Below are 20,226 nucleotides of genomic sequence, written 5' to 3'. Positions count from 1 at the left end.
CCAGCCTTTTTAGCTCGATTTCGACATAAAGACAATCAATCTGTTATTGTCGACAAAGCTCGCCGATGCATCACCTATTTTACGAATTTATTTTTTTGTTTGGCTGTCACTATTGCCAATGCCTTCGAAAAATTCTTTCATACGGGCAAAAAATCCATGTGACTGAGGCGAGTTTTCATCAACAGAAAGCTTTTCGAACTCTTCCAGAAGTTCCCGTTGTCTTTTGCTCAATTTTTGCGGCGTTTCGATTGCCACCTGAATATAAAGATCGCCGGTTGTCTGTTGGCGTAAAACCGGCATTCCCTTGCCCTTCAAACGAAACTGACGGCCATTTTGTGTACCTTCCGGTACTTTGACCCGTGTTTTCAACCCGTCAAGCGTTGAAACTTCAAACTCTCCGCCAAGTGCGGCAGTTGTCATGGAAATAGGCACGCGGCAGTAAAGATCGGCACCATCGCGCTGGAAAAATTCATGTGGTTTGATGGATAGGAAAATATAAAGATCGCCAGCCGGTCCGCCATGGCTTCCGGCATCCCCCTCTCCCGCGAGACGGATGCGCGTTCCATCTTCAATCCCTGCCGGAATATTGACAGTCAATGTACGCTCTTCTTCGATGCGCCCCTGTCCATGACATTTCGGGCAAGGATCCTTGATGGTTTCACCGCGCCCCTGACATGTCGGGCAAGTCCTTTCAATCGAAAAGAAACCTTGAGCGCTACGGACTCTTCCGGTTCCGCCACAGGTTGCACAGGGCTGTGGTTTTGAACCTTTCTTGGCACCTGTTCCCGAACAAAGATCACAGGTGATGGAACCCGGAACCCTGATTTGTGCGGTTTTGCCGTGATAAGCCTCTTCCAGAGTGACTTCCATATTGTAGCTGAGATCGGCACCACGTTCGCGCCCATCGGCGCGTTTGCGTCGTGCACCGCCCATCATCTCGCCAAAGAAATCTTCAAAAATATCGGAAAAACCACCCGCAGCAAAACCACCACGTCCAAACGGATTTCCACCACCACCGCCACCATTTTCAAAAGCAGCATGGCCGAAACGGTCATAAGCGGCACGCTTTTGAGGATCTTTTAAAACCTCATAGGCTTCGCCGATTTCTTTGAATTTCTGTTCCGCCTCTTTGTCGCCCGGATTCCTGTCGGGGTGGTAACGCATGGCAAGTTTACGAAAAGCAGATTTGAGCGTTTTTTCATCGCATTCCCGTGAAACGCCCAATGTTTCATAATAATCAACTTTCATCGCTTATTCCTGCAGTTCCTCTGCCATTTATTGACGAGACGACATTTACCATATTCAAAATTCGCTCGAACAATTGTCGCTGGTTTTAAAAAACCGTTGTCATTTTGGCTTTTATTGCGAGCATATTGGCTGTTTTATAACAAAGCCCGCCCTTTTGATAAAAGGTCGGGCTTTTTTCAATTTACAAAGACATCAGAACAATTATTTCTTGTTGTTCTTGTCGTTGTCGTCGACTTCTTCAAAATCGGCATCAACAACATCGTCGTCTTTATGCTCTTCTTTTGCTGCATCATGGGCAGCATCAGCCTCTGCCTGAGCTTTTGAAGCAGCATACATCGCTTCACCAAGTTTCATGCTGACTTCAGACAATTTCTTGGTCTTTTCAGGAAGGCTATCAACGTCATCCGATTCAATGGCCTTCTTGACATCTGCAATGGCAGCTTCAATGGCCGACTTGTCTTCAGCCGAGACCTTGTCACCATAATCGGCAAGCGATTTCTCGGTTGTATGAACAAGAGCCTCTGCCTGATTCTTGGCTTCAACGCCTTCACGCCGCTTCTTGTCATCGGCAGCATGGGCTTCAGCGTCCTTGACCATCTTGTCGATATCGGCATCGCTCAAACCGCCAGAAGCCTGAATGCGGATCTGGTGTTCTTTACCGGTGCCTTTATCTTTTGCCGAGACACTGACAATACCGTTCGCGTCAATATCGAATGTAACTTCGATCTGCGGAACGCCACGTGGTGCCGGCGGAATGCCTACAAGGTCAAACTGGGCAAGCAACTTGTTGTCGGCTGCCATCTCGCGTTCACCCTGAAAGACACGAATTGTCACAGCGTTCTGATTATCTTCAGCCGTCGAGAAGGTCTGCGACTTCTTGGTCGGAATTGTTGTATTACGTTCGATCAAGCGTGTGAACACACCACCCAATGTCTCGATACCGAGAGAAAGCGGTGTAACATCAAGCAACAGAACGTCTTTGACGTCGCCCTGCAAAACGCCGCCCTGAATGGCAGCACCCATGGCAACAACCTCATCCGGGTTAACGCCCTTATGCGGATCCTTGCCAAAGAAGGTTTTTACAATTTCCTGAATCTTCGGCATACGGGTCATACCGCCAACGAGAACGACTTCATCAATATCGCCAGCGCTCAAACCGGCATCCTTCAAAGCAGCCTTACAAGGATTGATTGTGCGTTGAACCAGATCTTCAACCAATGACTCGAATTTTGCACGGGTCAATTTCATGGTCAGGTGTTTAGGACCGGTTGCATCAGCCGTAATGAACGGCAAATTGATTTCTGTTTGCTGCGAAGATGACAATTCGATCTTGGCTTTTTCGGACGCTTCTTTCAAACGCTGCAAAGCAAGCTTGTCTTTTCTCAGATCAATGCCGTTTTCTTTTTCAAATTCTTCGGCAAGATAGGTAACCAGACGCATATCAAAGTCTTCACCGCCAAGGAATGTATCACCATTGGTCGATTTAACCTCGAAAACACCATCACCAATTTCGAGAACCGAAATATCGAATGTACCACCGCCCAAGTCATAAACAGCAATTGTCTTACCGTCTTTCTTGTCAAGACCATAAGCCAAAGCAGCAGCCGTAGGCTCGTTAATGATACGCAAAACATCAAGACCGGCAATCTTACCGGCATCTTTTGTTGCCTGACGCTGGGCATCATTAAAATAGGCAGGAACTGTAATAACGGCCTGCTCGACTTTTTCGCCCAAATAGGACTCTGCCGTTTCCTTCATTTTCTGCAAGACCATTGCAGAAACCTGGGAAGGTGAATATTTCTTGCCTTCTACTTCAACCCAGGCGTCACCATTTTCCCCTTTGACGATTTTATAAGGAACAAGTTCTTTGTCCTTGGTAACCATCGGGTCGTCAAAACGACGGCCAATCAAACGCTTGACCGCAAAAATAGTGCCTTCAGGATTGGTAACAGCCTGACGTTTCGCCGGCTGGCCTACAAGACGCTCGCCACCCTCTGCAAATGCTACAATAGAAGGTGTTGTGCGGGCACCTTCCGAATTTTCAATAACTTTCGCGTTTTTGCCATCCATGACAGCCACGCAAGAGTTTGTCGTACCTAAGTCAATACCGATTACTTTTGCCATATATCTACTCTCCATTCAGCAAGCTGTCGGGACCTCTACCGAGCATTCCAATCAGACAGCTCCTTATCATATGAAAAGCCCGTAATGGCCACTCAAAAATCGGCAACCATAACGAACCTCGTTGACGCGTATATAAGGGCACCCCTGTAGAGGTGCAAGAGATGTTGAAAAGATTCATATGAGAAAGCGGTTTTTTGCCAATATTTTCGTCTTTCTAACTGTTTCCGGTTCGAGTAACAATCCGCCAAGCCCCTGTTTTCATTGGAGCCAAAGTTATTTTCAGAACCCACAAAACTTATAAAGCTAAAAACCGGCTGGCACCTGCGACGAGGTATCTAAAAAATCCGGTTTGCAAATAAAATCCGATTATGTTTCTATGCCATTGTCACAAACTAAATGACCCGGAACAGCTTTGTGACTTGAATAAAACACTGTCTGGAACATTTCTTTATTGTTTATTCAATTCAGGATAGTTTAACCAAGCAGTGTGATGACATGGAGCATCAACGCTTCAAAACAGGAGAAGTTAAAATGAAAAAGATTCTTGCAGTCTCTTTGGCTGGCCTTTTGGCAGCAGGATCGATGATATTGGCAGCTGAAGCCCGCAATGGCTCAGGTGACGGTTCGGTTGAAGATAGCTACGTAGAAGGCCAAAAGGCAAAAGCCCCCGAGGGCGAGGTTCATCATGATCGTGGTGGCAACGCCGGTCGCCACTTTGGTGATGGTTCACGTGAAGACAGTTATGTTCCTGGTGAAAAGAAAGATTCACCCATGGACAAGACCGTTATTCAGGACGATGAAAAAGGCGAATCTGACGACGGTTCACCGCGTAAATAATTCGGTTTTATGAATAAGCGAGGCGGGTTTTACCCGCCTTTTATTTTAATCTATTCTTGGTTCACGTTTATTCTTCTAACAGAAAAATACCAATAAACCGGCTAACCGCTTTTTAAAAAAACCGGCCATTCAATGGCATTCAATATAATTTAAACTCATTTAAAGTCATTCAAAATAAAATTTGCTATAAATTTTCTCTTAAAGAAACAATATTTTTTATAAGAAATATCATTAAACTCATTCAATTCAGATTAAATATAAACCCAATTTATATTAAACATAACGCGAAGAACACTGTTCAAAACAATACTTAGTCGATGAGTTTAACGGGCAGGGATATTCATCGGCGACGATCATCCCGATCTGCCAAGCCGAACCGGCAATGACAGACAAATTCTTCGGCAACAATCTTCCATTTTCCGGATGTCGGTTGATTGGAAAATCAGGATTTTTGTCGATTACACCAATTGGTAAAACTGGCGTATGATCGACCAGCCCTCGTCAGCACTTTCGACATAATTGACGAGTTTTGCATCATCAGGTGAAATCGTCCCTTGTTCGGCAAGATAATCGAGATTGATAACATTTTGCCAGAATTCACGGCCGAACATTAATATCGGCACACGTTTCATACGACCTGTCTGGATGAGGGTGAGTGATTCGAAAAATTCATCCAATGTACCGAAACCACCGGGAAAAATGGCTATAACCTTTGCCCGCATGAGAAAGTGCATTTTGCGCATCGCAAAATAATGGAAGTCAAAACAGAGATCGGGTGTTACATAAGGATTTGGTGCCTGTTCATGCGGCAATACGATATTAAGCCCGATACTGGGAGCACCGACATCGGCTGCACCGCGGTTGCCCGCCTCCATCACACCGGGACCGCCACCGGTTATAATGACAAATTCATGATGACCGGTCGACGCAGAATATTGTGAACAAAGTCGGGAAAATTTTCGCGCTTCGTCGTAATAACGGGAGGCATTTTCAAGATTTTTCTTCTGTTCGGGGGTTTTTGCCGCACGCGGTTCTTTACCCGGTTCCGGAATACGCGCTCCACCAAACAATACAACAGTCGACTTGATGCCGTGTTCAACAAAACTGAATTCCGGTTTCATGAGTTCGAGACCGATTCGGACAGCACGCAACTCGCGCCGCATCATGAAATCTTCGTCTACATAGGCAAGGCGATAGGCAGGTGAACGCGTTTGGGCAGTATCGGGAACTTCATGAACCTTACGGGCATCCTCTTTCGAGTGCCGAAAAGGTGTCCAACCGTTTTTTTCGCCATTAGCCATTCGGAAACTTCCTTTTCATTGACCACAATTGTTTCTTGCATTAGGCCGGATAGAATAAATGCTGATGCTTTCGACTTACTTAACGGAGACCTAATGCCATGACCAATCTGTCCCAACTGGAATCCATCATTGAAAAGGCGTTTGATGAACGCGAAAAAGTAAATATCCTGACAAAGGGAGAAATACGTGACGCAGTTGACCATGTGCTTGATCAGCTCGACAAAGGAGAACTGCGCGTTGCCGAACGCGAAACCAATGGCAACTGGAAAGTTCATCAATGGTTAAAAAAAGCGGTTCTCCTGTCATTTCGCCTCAATGCTATGGGACTTATTTCGGGCGGGCCTGACCAATCATCATGGTGGGATAAAGTGCCATCGAAATTTGACGGCTGGAATGCCGATAATTTCGAAAAAGCGGGCTTCCGCGCGGTCCCCAATGCCATTGTGCGTCGTTCAGCCTATATTGCGCCGAGTGTTGTCTTGATGCCCTCATTCGTCAATATCGGTGCTTATGTCGGTGAAGGCACAATGGTTGATACATGGGCGACAGTCGGCTCTTGTGCACAAATTGGCAAACATGTCCACCTGTCGGGTGGTGCGGGTATCGGTGGCGTTCTTGAACCTTTACAGGCAGGTCCCACAATTATTGAAGACAATTGCTTTATCGGTGCACGTTCCGAAGTGGTAGAAGGATGCATCGTCCGTGAAGGGGCAGTGCTTGGTATGGGCGTTTTCATCGGCAAATCAACCAAAATTGTCGACCGTGCAACCGGTGAAATCACTTATGGCGAAGTACCACCCTATTCAGTCGTTGTGGCGGGAACTATGCCAGGAAAACCTTTTCCGAATGGAGAAGCCGGTCCTAATCTTTATTGTGCAGTCATTGTCAAACGGGTCGATGAAAAAACCCGCTCGAAAACATCCGTCAATGACTTGTTGCGCGACTAGGAAATCCGGTTAAAAAATCGCTCATGTTTATAAAATCCGGATAAATGGAAATGGAATAAAAATTCCAAGTCTATCCGTTTATCCGGTAATCATAAACCGGCGGGGGAAAACCGGATTAGCCGCGAACCAGACTATTCGAGATGATCGAAAATTCTCAAAAAAAGAAAGGCGAAGAAGTTTTAAACTTCTTCACCTTATCTTCTCGAATAGAGTGCAGCAGAGTATGCGGGGGTGTAACTCTGCTGCGCCGGGCCAAGGTCATTAAAATGACCAAAGCCCAACCGGTTTTCGGCCCATGAAAAGCCGGAAAACGAGTAGCTTCTGAAAATTTAAATCGATTATTAGTCGGCTTATTAATAAGCGTCAACACCCAAAGACGCTAACAAATGCGAATAACTTACAAATTAACACCTTATGATTGAAGTTTTGAATTTCGATAAAAGAAAAATTGTATTTTTGGAAATATTAAAAAATTTTCTTGGCTTGGATCAGGCAATTCCTGATCAAATTGAATGCTTTTCAAATTATGCCGAATCACTCCGGTTTTCAAACGAAAATAGATTTCGGACTTGTGTTTTTTTCCTTTGAAGAAAATAGCCCTCTGACATTGAATGGCAAAACAGCGTCGTTCAAGCCGACGTCGATATTCCGCACAAAACCGGTTTCGGCTTTTTCGACCGATTTTTAAAAAACGATAGTGGAGAATCGAATCACTGCAAAATCATTTCTTATGTAAGCAGATCACATTGAATGCACAGATAGTGATAGACACGTAAGATTGTCGCCCCACCATCGCCCGACGTTCAGAATGAACACTGTCACAAGTGCTATTCATTCATTTTTAAAGCCTGGATAAACGCCTCTTGAGGGATTTCCACCTTACCGAATTGGCGCATACGCTTCTTGCCTTCTTTTTGTTTTTCAAGAAGTTTGCGTTTACGGCTCACATCACCGCCATAACATTTGGCTGTGACGTCTTTACGCAAGGCGCGGATATTTTCACGCGCAATAATCTTGCCGCCGATAGCTGCCTGAATCGGAATCTGGAACATGTGTTGAGGAATAAGTTCCTTCAATTTTTCACACATTGAACGACCACGTTTCTCGGCTCCCGACCGGTGCACGAGGATAGAAAGTGCGTCAACCGGTTCACCATTGACCAGAATACTCATTTTGACGAGATCACCTTCCCGATAATCGGTTACGTGATAATCGAAAGAAGCATAGCCTTTGGAAATTGACTTCAAACGATCATAGAAATCGAAAACGACCTCGTTGAGCGGCAGGTCATAGGTAACCATCGCACGTGTACCGACATAGGAAAGATCAACCTGAATCCCGCGACGATCCTGACAAAGTTTTAAAATTGCACCGAGATATTCATCCGGTGACATAATTGTGGCGCGTATCCACGGCTCTTCAATGGAGGCAATTTTAACAACATCAGGCATATCGGCCGGATTATGGAGCTCTTTCACCGAACCGTCCGTCATATTGATGCGATAGACAACAGAAGGAGCCGTGGCAATAAGGTTGAGGTTGAACTCGCGTTCAAGCCGTTCTTCGATAATTTCAAGGTGCAAAAGACCCAAAAAACCGCAGCGGAAACCGAAGCCCAGAGCAGCGGAGGTTTCCATTTCATAAGAAAAACTGGCATCATTCAGACGAAGCTTGCCCATTGCCGCTCGAAGATCGGCAAAATCATCCGCATCGACGGGAAAGAGCCCGCAGAAAACCACCGGTTGCGCGGGCTTGAACCCCGGCAAAGCATGGTCACACGGACGATGATCTTCCGTAATTGTATCACCAACGCGGGTATCGGCCACTTCCTTGATAGAAGCAGTAATGAAGCCTAATTCCCCCGGCCCCAGGTCTTCAATCGTTGCCATTTTGGGAGTGAAAACACCAACCCGTTCGACCGGATATTTTGCACCGGTGCCCATCATGCGGATGGTCTGGCCTTTTTTCAAAACCCCGTCGATTACACGCACAAGAACAATCACGCCCAGATAGGCATCATACCAGCTATCGACCAGCATTGCTTTGAGCGGCTTGTTAATATCCCCTTCGCGGGGTGCTGGCAGTTTGTGGACAATAGCCTCGAGAACCTTGTCGACGCCCATACCGGTTTTTGCCGAAATTTCTATTGCGTCGCTCGCATCAATGCCGATCACTTCTTCAATTTGTTCTTTGACGCGTTCAGGCTCGGCTGCAGGCAGATCAACCTTGTTAAGAACAACAACAATTTCATGATTATTGTCGATTGCCTGATAAACATTGGCGAGCGTTTGCGCTTCCACGCCTTGCGAAGCGTCGACAACAAGAAGTGACCCTTCACAGGCAGCAAGAGAACGCGAGACCTCGTAAGCAAAGTCGACATGACCCGGTGTGTCGATCAAATTCAAAATATAGGTTTCACCATTCTTTGCCTTGTAATGGAGCCGCACTGTTTGCGCTTTGATGGTGATGCCGCGTTCGCGCTCGATATCCATCGAATCGAGCACTTGTTCTTTCATTTCCCTCTGGGCAAGGCCACCCGTCATCTGGATGAGCCGGTCAGCCAAAGTTGATTTTCCGTGGTCAATATGGGCCACGATGGAGAAATTCCGAATATGGTCGCGATCTACTGTCATGAAAAGCGATTTAGCAAGGAACGCAAAGAAACGCAAAGCCGAAATGAATGTTGGGAAGCAAGTTTGCAGAAATCTTCTTCATTCCACAGATGAGCTTATTGATATTGCCCGATTTTTACCTGAAATTCCGACTGTTTTTTTCGTTTTGAGAAAACGTCTTTAAATAATGGCCCAAACCGGAAATAGCACGGCTTCAGATTTTTTATAAAAAAATCATGATTTTTCAAGTGAGCTGCTTTCATTCCTTAGTCCGGATGTGTTTTTAAAAACAAATTTTTTGGCGCTTTTTATCATTCTTGCGCTATTGCCCGCCTTTTCGGCTTCAATTCGGAAACAAGAATACCAATGATAATGCAAAATGCTCCAAGAATTGCAAGGTGAGGCAGGCGTTCGCCGGCAATCCACCCGACAAGCCCTGCCCACACCGGTTCACCGGTATAGATGATTGTTGCGCGCGCTGGTGAAACCGAGCGTTGCGCCCAATTCATTGTAAGCTGAATGAGAGCACTCATCGCAGCCAATCCCAATCCTGCCGACACCCACACCCAAGAAAATGCCGGAATAGTTTCGCCATTAACCGGCATTGCCACAAAGGAAAGGAAGCCCGCAACAAAAAGCTGCACAACAGTGACACGACGGCTATCGACCCGACCGGCAAAAAAGCTGATAAAGACAATTTCCGAGGCAATTGCAAAAGCCGATAAAAGTGTGAGAATTTCGCCCTTTGAAAAATCTATTGCATGAATTCCTTGCCCTGAAACCAGAAGTAAACCGATAAACGCCAAGCTTATTCCAATGAAACTCGTCAAACGCGGTTTTTTACGTAAAATTATCCATTGCAAGAGCGGTACGAGCGGAACATAAACAGCGGTAATAAAGGCCGACTGGCTGCTTGCAATGGTCTTTAATCCGGCAGTTTGCAAACTATACCCCAGAAAAATAGGAATACCGATAACTGCACCGGCGAAAATATCATGCATACTGATATTTTTGAGGCTTCGCCAAAAAATGATGCCGGCAAAAATACCGGCAAGAACGAAGCGGAAACCGACAAAGAACAATGGTCCGCAGGAGCGCATTGCCAAATGGATGATAAGAAAGGTTGCGCCCCATAGAAAAGTTATGCCGATCAGAGCGAGTTCTTGTCTCGACAAGAGATAAAACGCGTTTCCCTTCGCTCCCGCCATTCAGCTTGCCCTGTTCAGGTAATCCGAAAGGCTATGGAGAAAACTTTCAAGTTCCGGTGCTTCAATATCAACAAAAGCCGGAATTTCTTTATCCTCTTTGTGACCAACCAGTATCGTGGTCATGCCAAGTTCTTTGCAGGTTGAAAGATTGGCAAGATTATCTTCAAACATTGCTGTTTTTTCCGGATCGATTGAAAAATGTCCTAAAAATCTGTGATAGGCTTGCCGGTAAGGTTTGGGCAAAAAATCGGTAAATGTGACATCATAAATGCCGTCAAAACATCCGGTTAAGCCACGGTGGGTAAGAACACGTTCCGCGTGAGCACGGTCGCCGTTGGTAAATATGAATTTGCGGCCGGGCAAGCTTTTAATATCTTCGGCAAGCTGCGGATCTTTTTTTAACGGCGAATAGTCGATATTATGAACATCCCTCAAATAGTCTTTTACATCGACAAAATATTCTTCGATCATACCGCGTAAAGCGCCACCATAAGTTTGCCTGAAATATTGGCGAAATTTTTTGACCTCTTCATCATCGTCAAGTTCGAGCTGTTTTTTGACATAGGCACTGATACGTTTGTCGATCTGTGCCCAAAGCCCGCTTTCTCTCGGATAAAGTGTATCATCAAGATCGAACACCCAAACATTCACGGTTGTGAGCTTAGACAAAATTTTTTCGTTTATCATGGCACAATCAACGTACCTGCACCGCGTTCAGTAAAAAGTTCAAGCAAAACCGAATGGGCAGTTTTCCCATTCAGAATAACAACGCCTTCAACACCGCGATTGATTGCCTGAATACACGTTTCGACTTTTGGTATCATACCGCCGGATATGGTCCCGTCACGCATAAGCTCTTCACATTGCTTGACTGTCAGTTCCTTGTAAAGTTTTCCGGCTTTATCGAGAACACCGGGCACATCTGTCAAAAACAGCAAGCGCTTGGCTTTTAGCGCTCCGGCAATGGCACCGGCAAAAACATCGGCATTGATGTTATAGGTATTGCCATCCCTTCCCGGCGCAACCGGAGCAATGACCGGTATCATTTCGGAACGGGCAAGCAAATCAAGAAGTGTGCGGTCGACTTCAACCGGTTCGCCGACATAGCCCAGGTCGAGAATGCGCTCGATATTGGAATCGGGATCGATAACCGTCTTCCTGGCTTTTTCGGCAAAAACCATATTGCCATCTTTGCCGCAAAGACCGATTGCCCATTCGCCCTCGGCATTGATCATCGCAACAATTTCCTTGTTGATCGAACCGGCGAGCACCATTTCGACAACTTCGACAGTTTTTGAATCTGTTACCCGAAGTCCCCCTTCGAACTTCGATTCAATTCCCATTTTAGCCAGCAGTTTTGCAATTTGCGGACCACCGCCATGAACGACAATCGGGTTGATGCCTGATTGTTTGAGAAGCGCAATATCGCGCGCAAAAGCATGTCCGAGTTCAGGATCTCCCATTGCATGGCCGCCATATTTCACCACAACGGTCTTATTCTCGTATTTCTGCATATAAGGCAAAGCTGCGGAAAGCAGTGCAGCCTGTCTTTCTGCAATATCGGCAGCGTTGGTAGTCGGTTCATCCATTAAAATCGCCCTCCTCGGAAGTACAGCAAAATAGGTACTTCCAATTTTAATAACAAGAAATCTTATGCTCTGGAACAGTTAAAACACAACATAACCTTATCGTAATGCAAGATATTTTTCTATTGGTACAATTTAGCACTAGACAAGAATTTTTTACTCGCTAGATTCCGCGGCTGAGGAATTTGCAAACTGGGAGGGTTGCATAATGTCGTCTTACAAACAGATTTATGACAAGTGTTTAAAACATCCTGACGAATTTTGGGGTGAAGCTGCCCGTCTGATTGACTGGTTCAAACCATATGACAAAGTATTCGATAAAGATGCCGGAGTCTATGGGCGTTGGTTCACAGGGGGTAAAACAAACGCTTGCTATAATGCTGTCGACAGGCACGTCAAAGCAGGACGTGGCGCTCAAGTGGCTATCTATTATGATAGTCCGGTGAGCAATGCCAAAAGAGCAATTACTTATCAGCAACTTTACGAAGAAGTGCAGGCACTCGCAGCCTTTATGCAGGATATCGGCATAAAAAAGGGAGACCGCGTTCTCATCTATATGCCGATGATTCCGCAGGTTTTTACTTCGGTTTTTGCCTGTACGCGTATTGGAGCCGTGCATTCGGTTGTATTCGGGGGATTTTCTGCCAAAGAACTTGCGATCCGGATTGATGATTGCAAGCCGAAACTTATCATTGCTGCCTCTTGCGGAATTGAACCGAACCGTATTGTTCCCTATCAGGCAATGGTTAATCAAGCGATAGACATGGCAAAACATGAAGTCGACCATTGCATTGTTCATGAACGGCCGATTACCCAAAAAGCCCCCGAGGGACTTTTTACCTTAAAAGAAGGGCGTGATTTCGATTACGCCAAAGTGCTCAAAGAAAATATGGGGCGCAAAGTCCCGTGTGTAGAGCTTTCCGCAACTGATCCGCTTTATATCCTTTATACTTCCGGTACGACCGGAAAACCCAAAGGGGTTATGCGCGACATTGGCGGTTATATCGTAGCATTGGCATGGACAATGGGGGCTGTATTCAACGTCAAACCTGGCGAGGTTATGTTTACCGCTTCCGATGTCGGCTGGGTGGTGGGCCATTCCTATATCCTTTACGCGCCGCTCATCGTCGGTGCAACAACCGTACTTTTTGAAGGAAAACCGATCGGTACACCCGATCCGGGAACATTTTGGCGTATATGTGAAGAATATAATGTACGCTCGTTTTTCTCTGCTCCGACCGCGTTTCGCTCGATCAAACGCGAAGACCCAAACGGGAATTATGCAAAGCCTTATAAATTACCCAATTTGCAAGCCATGTTTGTTGCTGGAGAACGGGCAGATCCCGATACTTTGCAATGGGTAACCAACCTTTTTCACGTACCGGTTATCGACAATTGGTGGCAAACCGAAACCGGTTGGCCAATTGCAGCCAATCCGCTGGGATTGGAGCTTTTGCCTATTAAACCCGGTTCCCCAACCCTCCCGATGCCGGGCTTTATCATTGACGTTCTTGATGATGACGGCAACAAGGTCGCGCCTGGTACATTCGGCAATCTGGCATTTCGCCTGCCGCTTCCGCCCGGTTGTTTGCCAACTTTGTGGAACGCTGACGAACAATTCAAAAAAACCTATCTTGAGCGTTTCCCCGGGTTTTATAATTCGTCGGACGCGGGCTATATTGATGAAGACGGTTATGTGTTTGTCATGAGCCGCACCGATGATATCATCAATGTCGCCGGTCACCGGCTTTCCACCGGCGGCATGGAAGAAGCACTGGCAGGTCATCAGGATATTGCCGAATGTGCGGTTATTGGCATTAAGGACAATTTGAAAGGGCAGGTTCCCTGCGGTTTTATTGTCCTCAAACACAATGTCGAACGGGAAGACGCCATCATTGAAAAGGAATGCATTGCCCGCATCCGCGAGATTATCGGACCGGTTGCAGCATTCAAACTTGTCATGACAGTACGCAAATTGCCAAAAACCCGTTCGGGTAAAATTCTGCGCGCTGTCATACGAAAAATTATTGACGGTGATGAATGGTCAATACCAAGCACGATTGAAGACCCTTCAACACTTGAAGAAATTCAAGAACTGGTGAAAACCCGCCATTTTGGATGATTAAACGTCAATTATACGGGCTTCATTTAAATGAAAAAAGAGAAGGTAATCCCGACGGTTACCTTCTCTTTAACCTCTTTGAACGGCAAACACCGGTAGATTTTACCAGAAATTCCGGAATGGAATTTTTGTAAAAAGTTTTTGGACAAGCGAACTTTAATTGATCAAAACCGATGAGCGATTTGCCATTTCATTATCGTCATGAACAAAAAATTTCCGATTATAAATGACCGGCAAATAGCAATACTTGATTGAAAGAATTTTTTCGAACAAATTTTCTGATGTTGGTGGGCATCATGTTGCAATCAAGACTGTTGCCCATGATTTTTAGATCACCACAGAACATTGTCATCAGAACGGTTATAACACGCAATTTTTTAATCGTTCAGGTTTTATGACATGTCATATCATCGATTATGTGCGGTAAAAAATCGATAAAAGCACGCAGTGCCGCCCGCATTTTTTGTTGCGGGTAATAGATGTAAAATCCTGGAAAAGACGGCGTCCAATCTTCCATCACTTTGATAAGCTTACCTTCCTTGATTGCGTCCTTTACATAATTTTCGAAAACATAGGCAAGTCCGGCATTCTGAAGCACCGCATCAACCACCAATTGATGGTTGTTGAGGATAAGTTGTTCAGGTGGCGTGACTGTATATTTTTTCCGACCCTTTTCAAATTCCCAAACATAAGTCCGCTTTTCGTTAAACCGGTATAAAATTGCTTTATGGTTTTTCAGATCGGTAGGATCATGGGGAGCCGGATGTGTTTCGAAATATTTTGGCGTTGCCACAAGAACACTTCGCAAATCTCCACCTATTTTTGCCGCTATCATATCCTTTTCGACTTGTTCGTGGATACGGATTCCAGCGTCATAACCTGATTTGACAATATCAACGAAACGATTGTCGATGACGAGATCAAGTGTAATATCCGGATAAGCTTCGCTGAACGCCCCCAAATAGGGCGCGATCACAAATTTGGCTGCCGAATAGCCGGTATTTATGCGCAACAAACCCGATATCTTGTTATGGGTTGCTTTGGCGGCATTAAAGCCATCCTCGATCACTCTTAGAGCAGAAGCGGTTTCGTGCATAAGAACTTTGCCTGCTTCGCTCAAGCCAAGACTGCGCGTTGTACGGTTGAAAAGCTGAACACCCAGACTTTCTTCCAGTTTTCCAACTGCATAAGATACCGCAGACGGCGCAATATTCAGTCTTTTCGCCGCTGTCCGGAAACTACCTTCTTCCACCACTGTCTCGAAAATGAGCAAATGGGAGAGTTGCTGCCTGTCCATAAATCCCGTGCCCTTCAATTGTTCTAATTTTTAGATCATATTTAGCGAATTAAATAGTATAAACAAACAATAAATATTCCTCTAGAATTTTAACAAATAGACAAACAGACAAAAATAAAGAGGAATTGAAGCATGAAAAAACGCAAACTCGGTGTATTGAGTGTCTCGGAAATCGGACTTGGATGCATGGGCTTTACACATGCTTATGGCGGTGATGACGAACAATCGGCGATTAAGACATTGCACCGCGCAGTCGAACTGGGTGTTACCCTGTTTGATACAGCTGAAATGTACGGCCCTTTCAACAATGAAATTCTTGTTGGTAAAGCATTAAAACCTTTTCGCGATAAAGTGGTGATTGCCACAAAATTCGGTTTTAAACTCGAAAAGCAACCTGATGGCCACATTGATGCCACCGGCGTTGATGGCCGTCCGGAACATGTGCGTGAAGTTGCTGAAGCTTCGCTTAAACGTTTGGGCATTGATGTAATTGACCTACTTTATCAGCATCGGGTTGATCCGAATGTTCCGATTGAAGATACAGTCGGTGCTATGGCCGATCTCGTCAAAGAAGGCAAAGTGCGTGCGCTTGGCCTTTCGGAAGCAAACAGCGAAACAATAAGACGCGCTTACAAGGTTCATCCGATCAGTGCACTTCAAAGTGAATATTCGCTCTGGACACGTGATCCCGAAAAGGAAATTCTGGCAACATGCCGCGAGTTTGGCATTGGCTTTGTCCCATATAGTCCTTTAGGACGCGGTTTTTTCGCCAGCGATTTTACAACCAAAAGCCTGGGCACTAACGATTTCCGTCGTCTACTGCCGCGTTTTCAGGAAGGAGCTTTTGAAAAAAATCGGCAAATCATTAGCGAAATGGAAAAAATGGCAAAAGAGAAAAATGCCACTGTTGCCCAGCTTGCATTGGCATGGGTTCTAAGCCGTGGTGATTTTATCGTACCGATACCGGGGGCAAGAAAAATCCGCCATCTGGAAGACAATGTTGCCGCCACCGAAATTCATCTGACAAAAGATGATTGCAAGCGGCTTGAAAATATTGTCAGCCCTGAAAAAGTTGCCGGAAAACGTTATGATGACAGCCGGTTGAAATTGGTTGATAAATAATCAATTTTCGGTTTTTAAAAGCCGGTTAAGCGGGCTTTTAAAAATTTCATCGGTAGACGACTGAATAGAAAATGATCGAGGGTGTGAATGACCATTCAAATTATGGGATTCGCACTCTCGCTTTATAAATTTGAAGACCGGTTTTAACAGTTCACTATGCTGTTTCCGGCTATACACTCATAAAATGTCAACAAGCAGCAACACCGGTTTCATGTGTCGTTTTAAAAATCGGAAATGCGAAATGCAGCGGGGAAGGAAATATCAGGTGCGGAGCGGAAAAAGAAATGTCTTGCGCATAATATAAGCTAACAATACGAGGAGAAATATATCTCTCCCTTCATAATCTTTCCATCGACCAGCTTATTGCCGCAACCGTCATCCATATTGATCAAAAACCGCTCGAATGCCTGAGTTATTTTTTCTTGCATTTCTAATTATGGGCGACCTCGAAAACTTCATTTAAGCCGTCCGGATTTTTAATCTTTTCAAAACAATTTTTCTGGAACGACTAACGCTATCAAAAAAGGTTCGGTCGTTCCTGCATTTATGAGCTGAACCTTTCCAGAGCATCATTAATTGGCAAACAGGTTTAACCGATTTGCTCCAATGTATAAGGTAATACATCGCGCTGATTATAATTGACCGACAGTTTATGCTTGAGCGGTGGAGCAGCCCGACTTGGGCAAGCCGTCCGCGAACAAATCCGGCATGAAATACCGATCGGTTCGTAAGCGGCGTTATTTTCGAGGTTGAGACCATCGGCATAAACAAATTGTGAAGCATTCGATATTTCGCAACCGAAAGCTAGAGCATAATGGGGATGCGGACTGTGATAGCCACCGTTCCGTTTTACCACCTGTACGGCCAGACAAAGATAACGCACGCCATCGGGCGTTTCGGCAAGTTGCCTTATAATATTTCCGGGAGTTTCAAAAGCCTGATGGGCATTCCAGACGGGACAAGCCGCACCATAGCGGCCAAATTGCAATTTCACGGCACTGTGCCGTTTCGTTATATTGCCTGCGCGGTCAATGCGGGCGAAGAAAATCGGAACGCCTTTTTCACCGGGACGTTGCAAGGTCGAAAGCCGGTGGCAAACCTGTTCCAATGACACACTGAAACGGGCCGCAAGCAATTCGATATCATGACGCAACAGATTGGCAGTGCGCAGAAAAGGTTTATAGGGCAAAACCAGTGCACCGGCGAAATAGTTGTAAAGTCCGATACGGCAAATCTGATTGGCTTCTTCCGATTTAAAAGAGGCTTTTTTGATAATCTCGTCGCAAAGCGAATCCGCTTCAAATTGTGCAAGCTGGACCGCCAGTTGGAACGTGCGTTGCTGTGGCGCGACATAAGGGTTTAACGTCAAAACACGGCTCTTGGGGTCAAATTGGCGAACCATGCCATTATCATCTGTGCCCCAGCGTATAAGAACCTGATGGCGTTCTTCAAGTCGCTGGATAATGGCGGAATGATTGTCACTTTCACCGATTCCGATTTCGGCGGCGAGCCGTTCGGCGCTGCGGTCGAGATCGTCGATATAATTATCGACAAAATGGAAAAAGTCGCGCACCTCTTCATAAGGTAAAACTTCCGTGAGGCCACTTGCCTGTAACCGTCCGTCGGTACTTGCCAATTGTTCGGAAGCCAGTCGATAGGCCTGATGACACGTAATAAGTGCACGCGCAAGACCCGGCGCATTTTGCGTAATAAGCCTTAATTCCTGCATGCCTGCCCGATTATTTCTAAATAGCGGATCGCTCAGAGTTTCACTCAAAGCCGAGAGCAGACGGTCATCCTCGCCGGAAGAAAGACTGGAAATATCAATATGGAATTTTTCCGCCAGCGATAAAAGAACCGCTGCCGAAACCGGCCGCTGGTTATTTTCAATCTGATTGAGATAAGAGGTAGAAATGCCGATACGCTCGGCAAAATGGGCTTGCGTCAATTGCTGGTCTTCCCGCAATTTGCGTACTCTCCGCCCGATATAAAGTTTCCCGATAGCCATTTTTCACAATTTCGCAATTTACAATTTGCATTTTTATAACTTATGCATTCGCACACGATCAAGCTTTATTATTTTTTTCGCTGTGATAGCTTTGAATTGTGGAGGAAAAAGGCTTCGCCTTTATTGATCGAATACATGTGGGAGGAAAAGAAAAGGCTGCGGTAAGAGAAAACGCGCCTTTTCTTTTTTTTTCGCTATCTATTCCTCGCATAACAGCATCACGCAAAATCATAAAGGGATGCGCTTTAGCGGTTTTTAAAAACCGAGGGAGAAACAATGCTTGCAACATTGCAACAATTGGAAGAACGACGCCAGAGTGCCCGCCTTGGCGGCGGCGAGCGTCGCATAGAAGCTCAACATAAAAAAGGCAAACTCACAGCGCGCGAACGCATAGAGGTTCTTCTCGATGCCGGTTCTTTTGAAGAATATGACATGTTCGTCAATCACCGTTGTACCGACTTCGGCATGGAAGAGCAAAAATACGCGGGCGATGGCGTGGTTACCGGCTGGGGAACAATCAACGGACGACAGGTTTACGTTTTTTCTCAGGATTTTACCGTTCTTGGCGGTTCGCTTTCCGAAACGCATGCGCAAAAAATTTGCAAAATCATGGATATGGCCGCGCGCAATGGTGCACCGGTTATCGGCCTTAATGATTCCGGTGGTGCCCGCATTCAGGAAGGTGTTGCCTCGCTTGCAGGTTATGCCGAAGTTTTCCGTCGCAATGTCGAAGCTTCAGGCGTGATACCACAAATTTCCGTTATCATGGGACCTTGTGCCGGTGGCGCCGTCTATTCACCGGCAATGACCGATTTTATTTTTATGGTTCGTGACTCTTCCTATATGTTTGTCACCGGTCCCGATGTGGTAAAAACTGTCACCAATGAAATTGTTACTGCTGAAGAATTGGGTGGCGCAACAACCCACACCAAAAAGTCTTCTGTTGCTGACGGGGCTTTTGAAAATGATATCGAAGCATTGGAAAATATCCGGCTGCTTTTCGACTATCTGCCGTTAAACAGCAAAGAAAAGCCGCCTGTGCGGCCTTTTTACGATGATACCGAACGGCTCGATATGAAGCTTGATACGCTCATTCCCGATTCATCCACAAAGCCCTACGACATGAAAGAGCTTATTTTAAGTGTTGCCGATGAGGGCTCATTTTTCGAAATCAAAGAGAATTTTGCAAAAAATCTGATAACCGGTTTTATCCGTATTGAAGGACGCACGGTCGGCGTCGTTGCAAACCAGCCAATGGTGCTAGCAGGGTGTCTTGATATTGACACTGCCCGCAAAGGTGCACGCTTTGTACGCTTCTGTGACGCTTTCAATATTCCGATCCTGACACTTGTCGATGTTCCCGGTTTCCTGCCCGGCACTTCGCAGGAATATAACGGCGTTATCATTCACGGCTCGAAATTGCTCTTTGCCTATAGCGAGGCGACCGTTCCGATGGTGACGGTCATTACCAGGAAAGCCTATGGCGGCGCCTATGACGTGATGGCATCAAAACATATTGGCGCGGATGTCAATTATGCATGGCCAACGGCGGAAATTGCTGTCATGGGAGCAAAAGGGGCCACTGAAATTCTCCACCGGTCACATCTTGATGACAAAGAGGAGATTGCCCGCCTGACGCAAGAATATGAAAAACGTTTTGCCAATCCTTTTATTGCTGCCGAGCGCGGTTTTATTGACGAAGTGATCATGCCTCATTCCACCCGCAAAAGAGTGGCGCGGGCATTTGCTGCCCTTCGGAATAAAAAAGTCGAAAATCGTGATCGCAAACATGACACTATCCCGCTTTGAGGCTT

Annotated in this window: 14 protein-coding genes; 5 read left to right on the top strand and 9 right to left on the bottom strand. The window is 45.8% G+C overall.

Annotated elements, in window-relative coordinates; genetic code table 11:
- Positions 1-87: 87 nt before the first annotated feature.
- Both dnaJ and dnaK read right to left on the bottom strand, forming a co-directional pair.
- On the bottom strand, positions 88-1,248 hold the full coding sequence (gene dnaJ, locus BBC0178_RS00315; RefSeq protein WP_078038793.1) for a molecular chaperone DnaJ: 1,161 nt from the start codon (positions 1,246-1,248) through the stop codon (positions 88-90).
- A 201-nt stretch (positions 1,249-1,449) separates the two neighbouring features.
- Positions 1,450-3,372: a molecular chaperone DnaK gene (gene dnaK, locus BBC0178_RS00310; RefSeq protein WP_077969743.1), complete on the bottom strand. Its 1,923-nt coding sequence runs from the start codon at positions 3,370-3,372 to the stop codon at positions 1,450-1,452.
- 531 nt (positions 3,373-3,903) lie between these two features.
- Here dnaK and BBC0178_RS00305 point away from each other — a divergent pair.
- Complete coding sequence (locus BBC0178_RS00305) at positions 3,904-4,209, top strand: hypothetical protein (RefSeq protein WP_077969741.1); 306 nt, start codon at positions 3,904-3,906, stop codon at positions 4,207-4,209.
- 458 nt (positions 4,210-4,667) lie between these two features.
- Here the strand turns inward: BBC0178_RS00305 and BBC0178_RS00300 are convergent, their stop codons facing one another.
- Positions 4,668-5,510, bottom strand: coding sequence for an LOG family protein (locus BBC0178_RS00300; protein ID WP_077969738.1), 843 nt, complete (start codon positions 5,508-5,510; stop codon positions 4,668-4,670).
- Between the two features lie 98 nt (positions 5,511-5,608).
- Between BBC0178_RS00300 and dapD the strand changes: the two genes are divergently transcribed.
- Positions 5,609-6,457: a 2,3,4,5-tetrahydropyridine-2,6-dicarboxylate N-succinyltransferase gene (dapD, locus tag BBC0178_RS00295; protein WP_078038792.1), complete on the top strand. Its 849-nt coding sequence runs from the start codon at positions 5,609-5,611 to the stop codon at positions 6,455-6,457.
- Between the two features lie 827 nt (positions 6,458-7,284).
- Here the strand turns inward: dapD and lepA are convergent.
- From lepA to argB, 4 genes are all read right to left on the bottom strand, one after another.
- Positions 7,285-9,090 carry a translation elongation factor 4 gene (gene lepA / locus BBC0178_RS00285; protein ID WP_077969731.1) on the bottom strand — a complete coding sequence of 602 codons (1,806 nt, stop codon included), beginning with the start codon at positions 9,088-9,090 and terminating at the stop codon, positions 7,285-7,287.
- A gap of 290 nt (positions 9,091-9,380) precedes the next feature.
- Positions 9,381-10,277 carry a DMT family transporter gene (locus BBC0178_RS00280; protein WP_078038790.1) on the bottom strand — a complete coding sequence of 299 codons (897 nt, stop codon included), beginning with the start codon at positions 10,275-10,277 and terminating at the stop codon, positions 9,381-9,383.
- Complete coding sequence (locus tag BBC0178_RS00275) at positions 10,278-10,946, bottom strand: pyrimidine 5'-nucleotidase (RefSeq protein WP_188317743.1); 669 nt, start codon at positions 10,944-10,946, stop codon at positions 10,278-10,280. It lies immediately after the preceding gene.
- Positions 10,947-10,960: 14 nt separating this feature from the next.
- The gene (gene argB / locus BBC0178_RS00270) at positions 10,961-11,866 is read right to left on the bottom strand and encodes an acetylglutamate kinase (protein WP_078038788.1); all 906 of its coding nucleotides are present in this window, start codon (positions 11,864-11,866) and stop codon (positions 10,961-10,963) included.
- Positions 11,867-12,068: 202 nt separating this feature from the next.
- On the opposite strand from argB, the gene BBC0178_RS00265 reads away from it, so the two are divergent.
- On the top strand, positions 12,069-13,985 hold the full coding sequence (locus tag BBC0178_RS00265) for an AMP-binding protein (RefSeq protein WP_418214922.1): 1,917 nt from the start codon (positions 12,069-12,071) through the stop codon (positions 13,983-13,985).
- Positions 13,986-14,370: 385 nt separating this feature from the next.
- On the opposite strand, the gene BBC0178_RS00260 is transcribed toward BBC0178_RS00265, so the two are convergent.
- Complete coding sequence (locus BBC0178_RS00260; protein ID WP_078038786.1) at positions 14,371-15,282, bottom strand: LysR family transcriptional regulator; 912 nt, start codon at positions 15,280-15,282, stop codon at positions 14,371-14,373.
- A 132-nt stretch (positions 15,283-15,414) separates the two neighbouring features.
- Between BBC0178_RS00260 and BBC0178_RS00255 the strand changes: the two genes are divergently transcribed.
- On the top strand, positions 15,415-16,404 hold the full coding sequence (locus tag BBC0178_RS00255) for an aldo/keto reductase (RefSeq protein WP_078038785.1): 990 nt from the start codon (positions 15,415-15,417) through the stop codon (positions 16,402-16,404).
- 589 nt (positions 16,405-16,993) lie between these two features.
- Here the strand turns inward: BBC0178_RS00255 and BBC0178_RS00250 are convergent.
- Positions 16,994-18,412, bottom strand: a complete 1,419-nt coding sequence (locus tag BBC0178_RS00250) for a helix-turn-helix domain-containing protein (RefSeq protein WP_077969715.1) — start codon at positions 18,410-18,412, stop codon at positions 16,994-16,996.
- 276 nt (positions 18,413-18,688) lie between these two features.
- Between BBC0178_RS00250 and BBC0178_RS00245 the strand changes: the two genes are divergently transcribed.
- Positions 18,689-20,221, top strand: coding sequence for an acyl-CoA carboxylase subunit beta (locus tag BBC0178_RS00245; protein ID WP_078038784.1), 1,533 nt, complete (start codon positions 18,689-18,691; stop codon positions 20,219-20,221).
- Positions 20,222-20,226: the final 5 nt, after the last annotated feature.

It is taken from the genome of Ditibartonella apihabitans, from assembly GCF_002007485.1.
Classification (GTDB): Bacteria; Pseudomonadota; Alphaproteobacteria; order Rhizobiales; family Rhizobiaceae; genus Bartonella; species Bartonella apihabitans.
The sequence above is the reverse complement of the archived record's forward strand: the minus strand, read 5'-3'. Positions and strand labels throughout refer to the sequence as shown.

Coding starts and splice junctions, on each gene's coding strand:
- BBC0178_RS00300 (WP_077969738.1), bottom strand. CDS start 5,510: ATGGCTAATGGCGAAAAAAACGGTTGGACACCTTTTCGGCACTCGAAA.
- BBC0178_RS00250 (WP_077969715.1), bottom strand. CDS start 18,412: ATGGCTATCGGGAAACTTTATATCGGGCGGAGAGTACGCAAATTGCGG.
- BBC0178_RS00280 (WP_078038790.1), bottom strand. CDS start 10,277: ATGGCGGGAGCGAAGGGAAACGCGTTTTATCTCTTGTCGAGACAAGAA.
- lepA (WP_077969731.1), bottom strand. CDS start 9,090: ATGACAGTAGATCGCGACCATATTCGGAATTTCTCCATCGTGGCCCAT.
- argB (WP_078038788.1), bottom strand. CDS start 11,866: ATGGATGAACCGACTACCAACGCTGCCGATATTGCAGAAAGACAGGCT.
- BBC0178_RS00245 (WP_078038784.1), top strand. CDS start 18,689: ATGCTTGCAACATTGCAACAATTGGAAGAACGACGCCAGAGTGCCCGC.
- BBC0178_RS00305 (WP_077969741.1), top strand. CDS start 3,904: ATGAAAAAGATTCTTGCAGTCTCTTTGGCTGGCCTTTTGGCAGCAGGA.
- dnaK (WP_077969743.1), bottom strand. CDS start 3,372: ATGGCAAAAGTAATCGGTATTGACTTAGGTACGACAAACTCTTGCGTG.
- BBC0178_RS00255 (WP_078038785.1), top strand. CDS start 15,415: ATGAAAAAACGCAAACTCGGTGTATTGAGTGTCTCGGAAATCGGACTT.
- BBC0178_RS00260 (WP_078038786.1), bottom strand. CDS start 15,282: ATGGACAGGCAGCAACTCTCCCATTTGCTCATTTTCGAGACAGTGGTG.
- dnaJ (WP_078038793.1), bottom strand. CDS start 1,248: ATGAAAGTTGATTATTATGAAACATTGGGCGTTTCACGGGAATGCGAT.
- dapD (WP_078038792.1), top strand. CDS start 5,609: ATGACCAATCTGTCCCAACTGGAATCCATCATTGAAAAGGCGTTTGAT.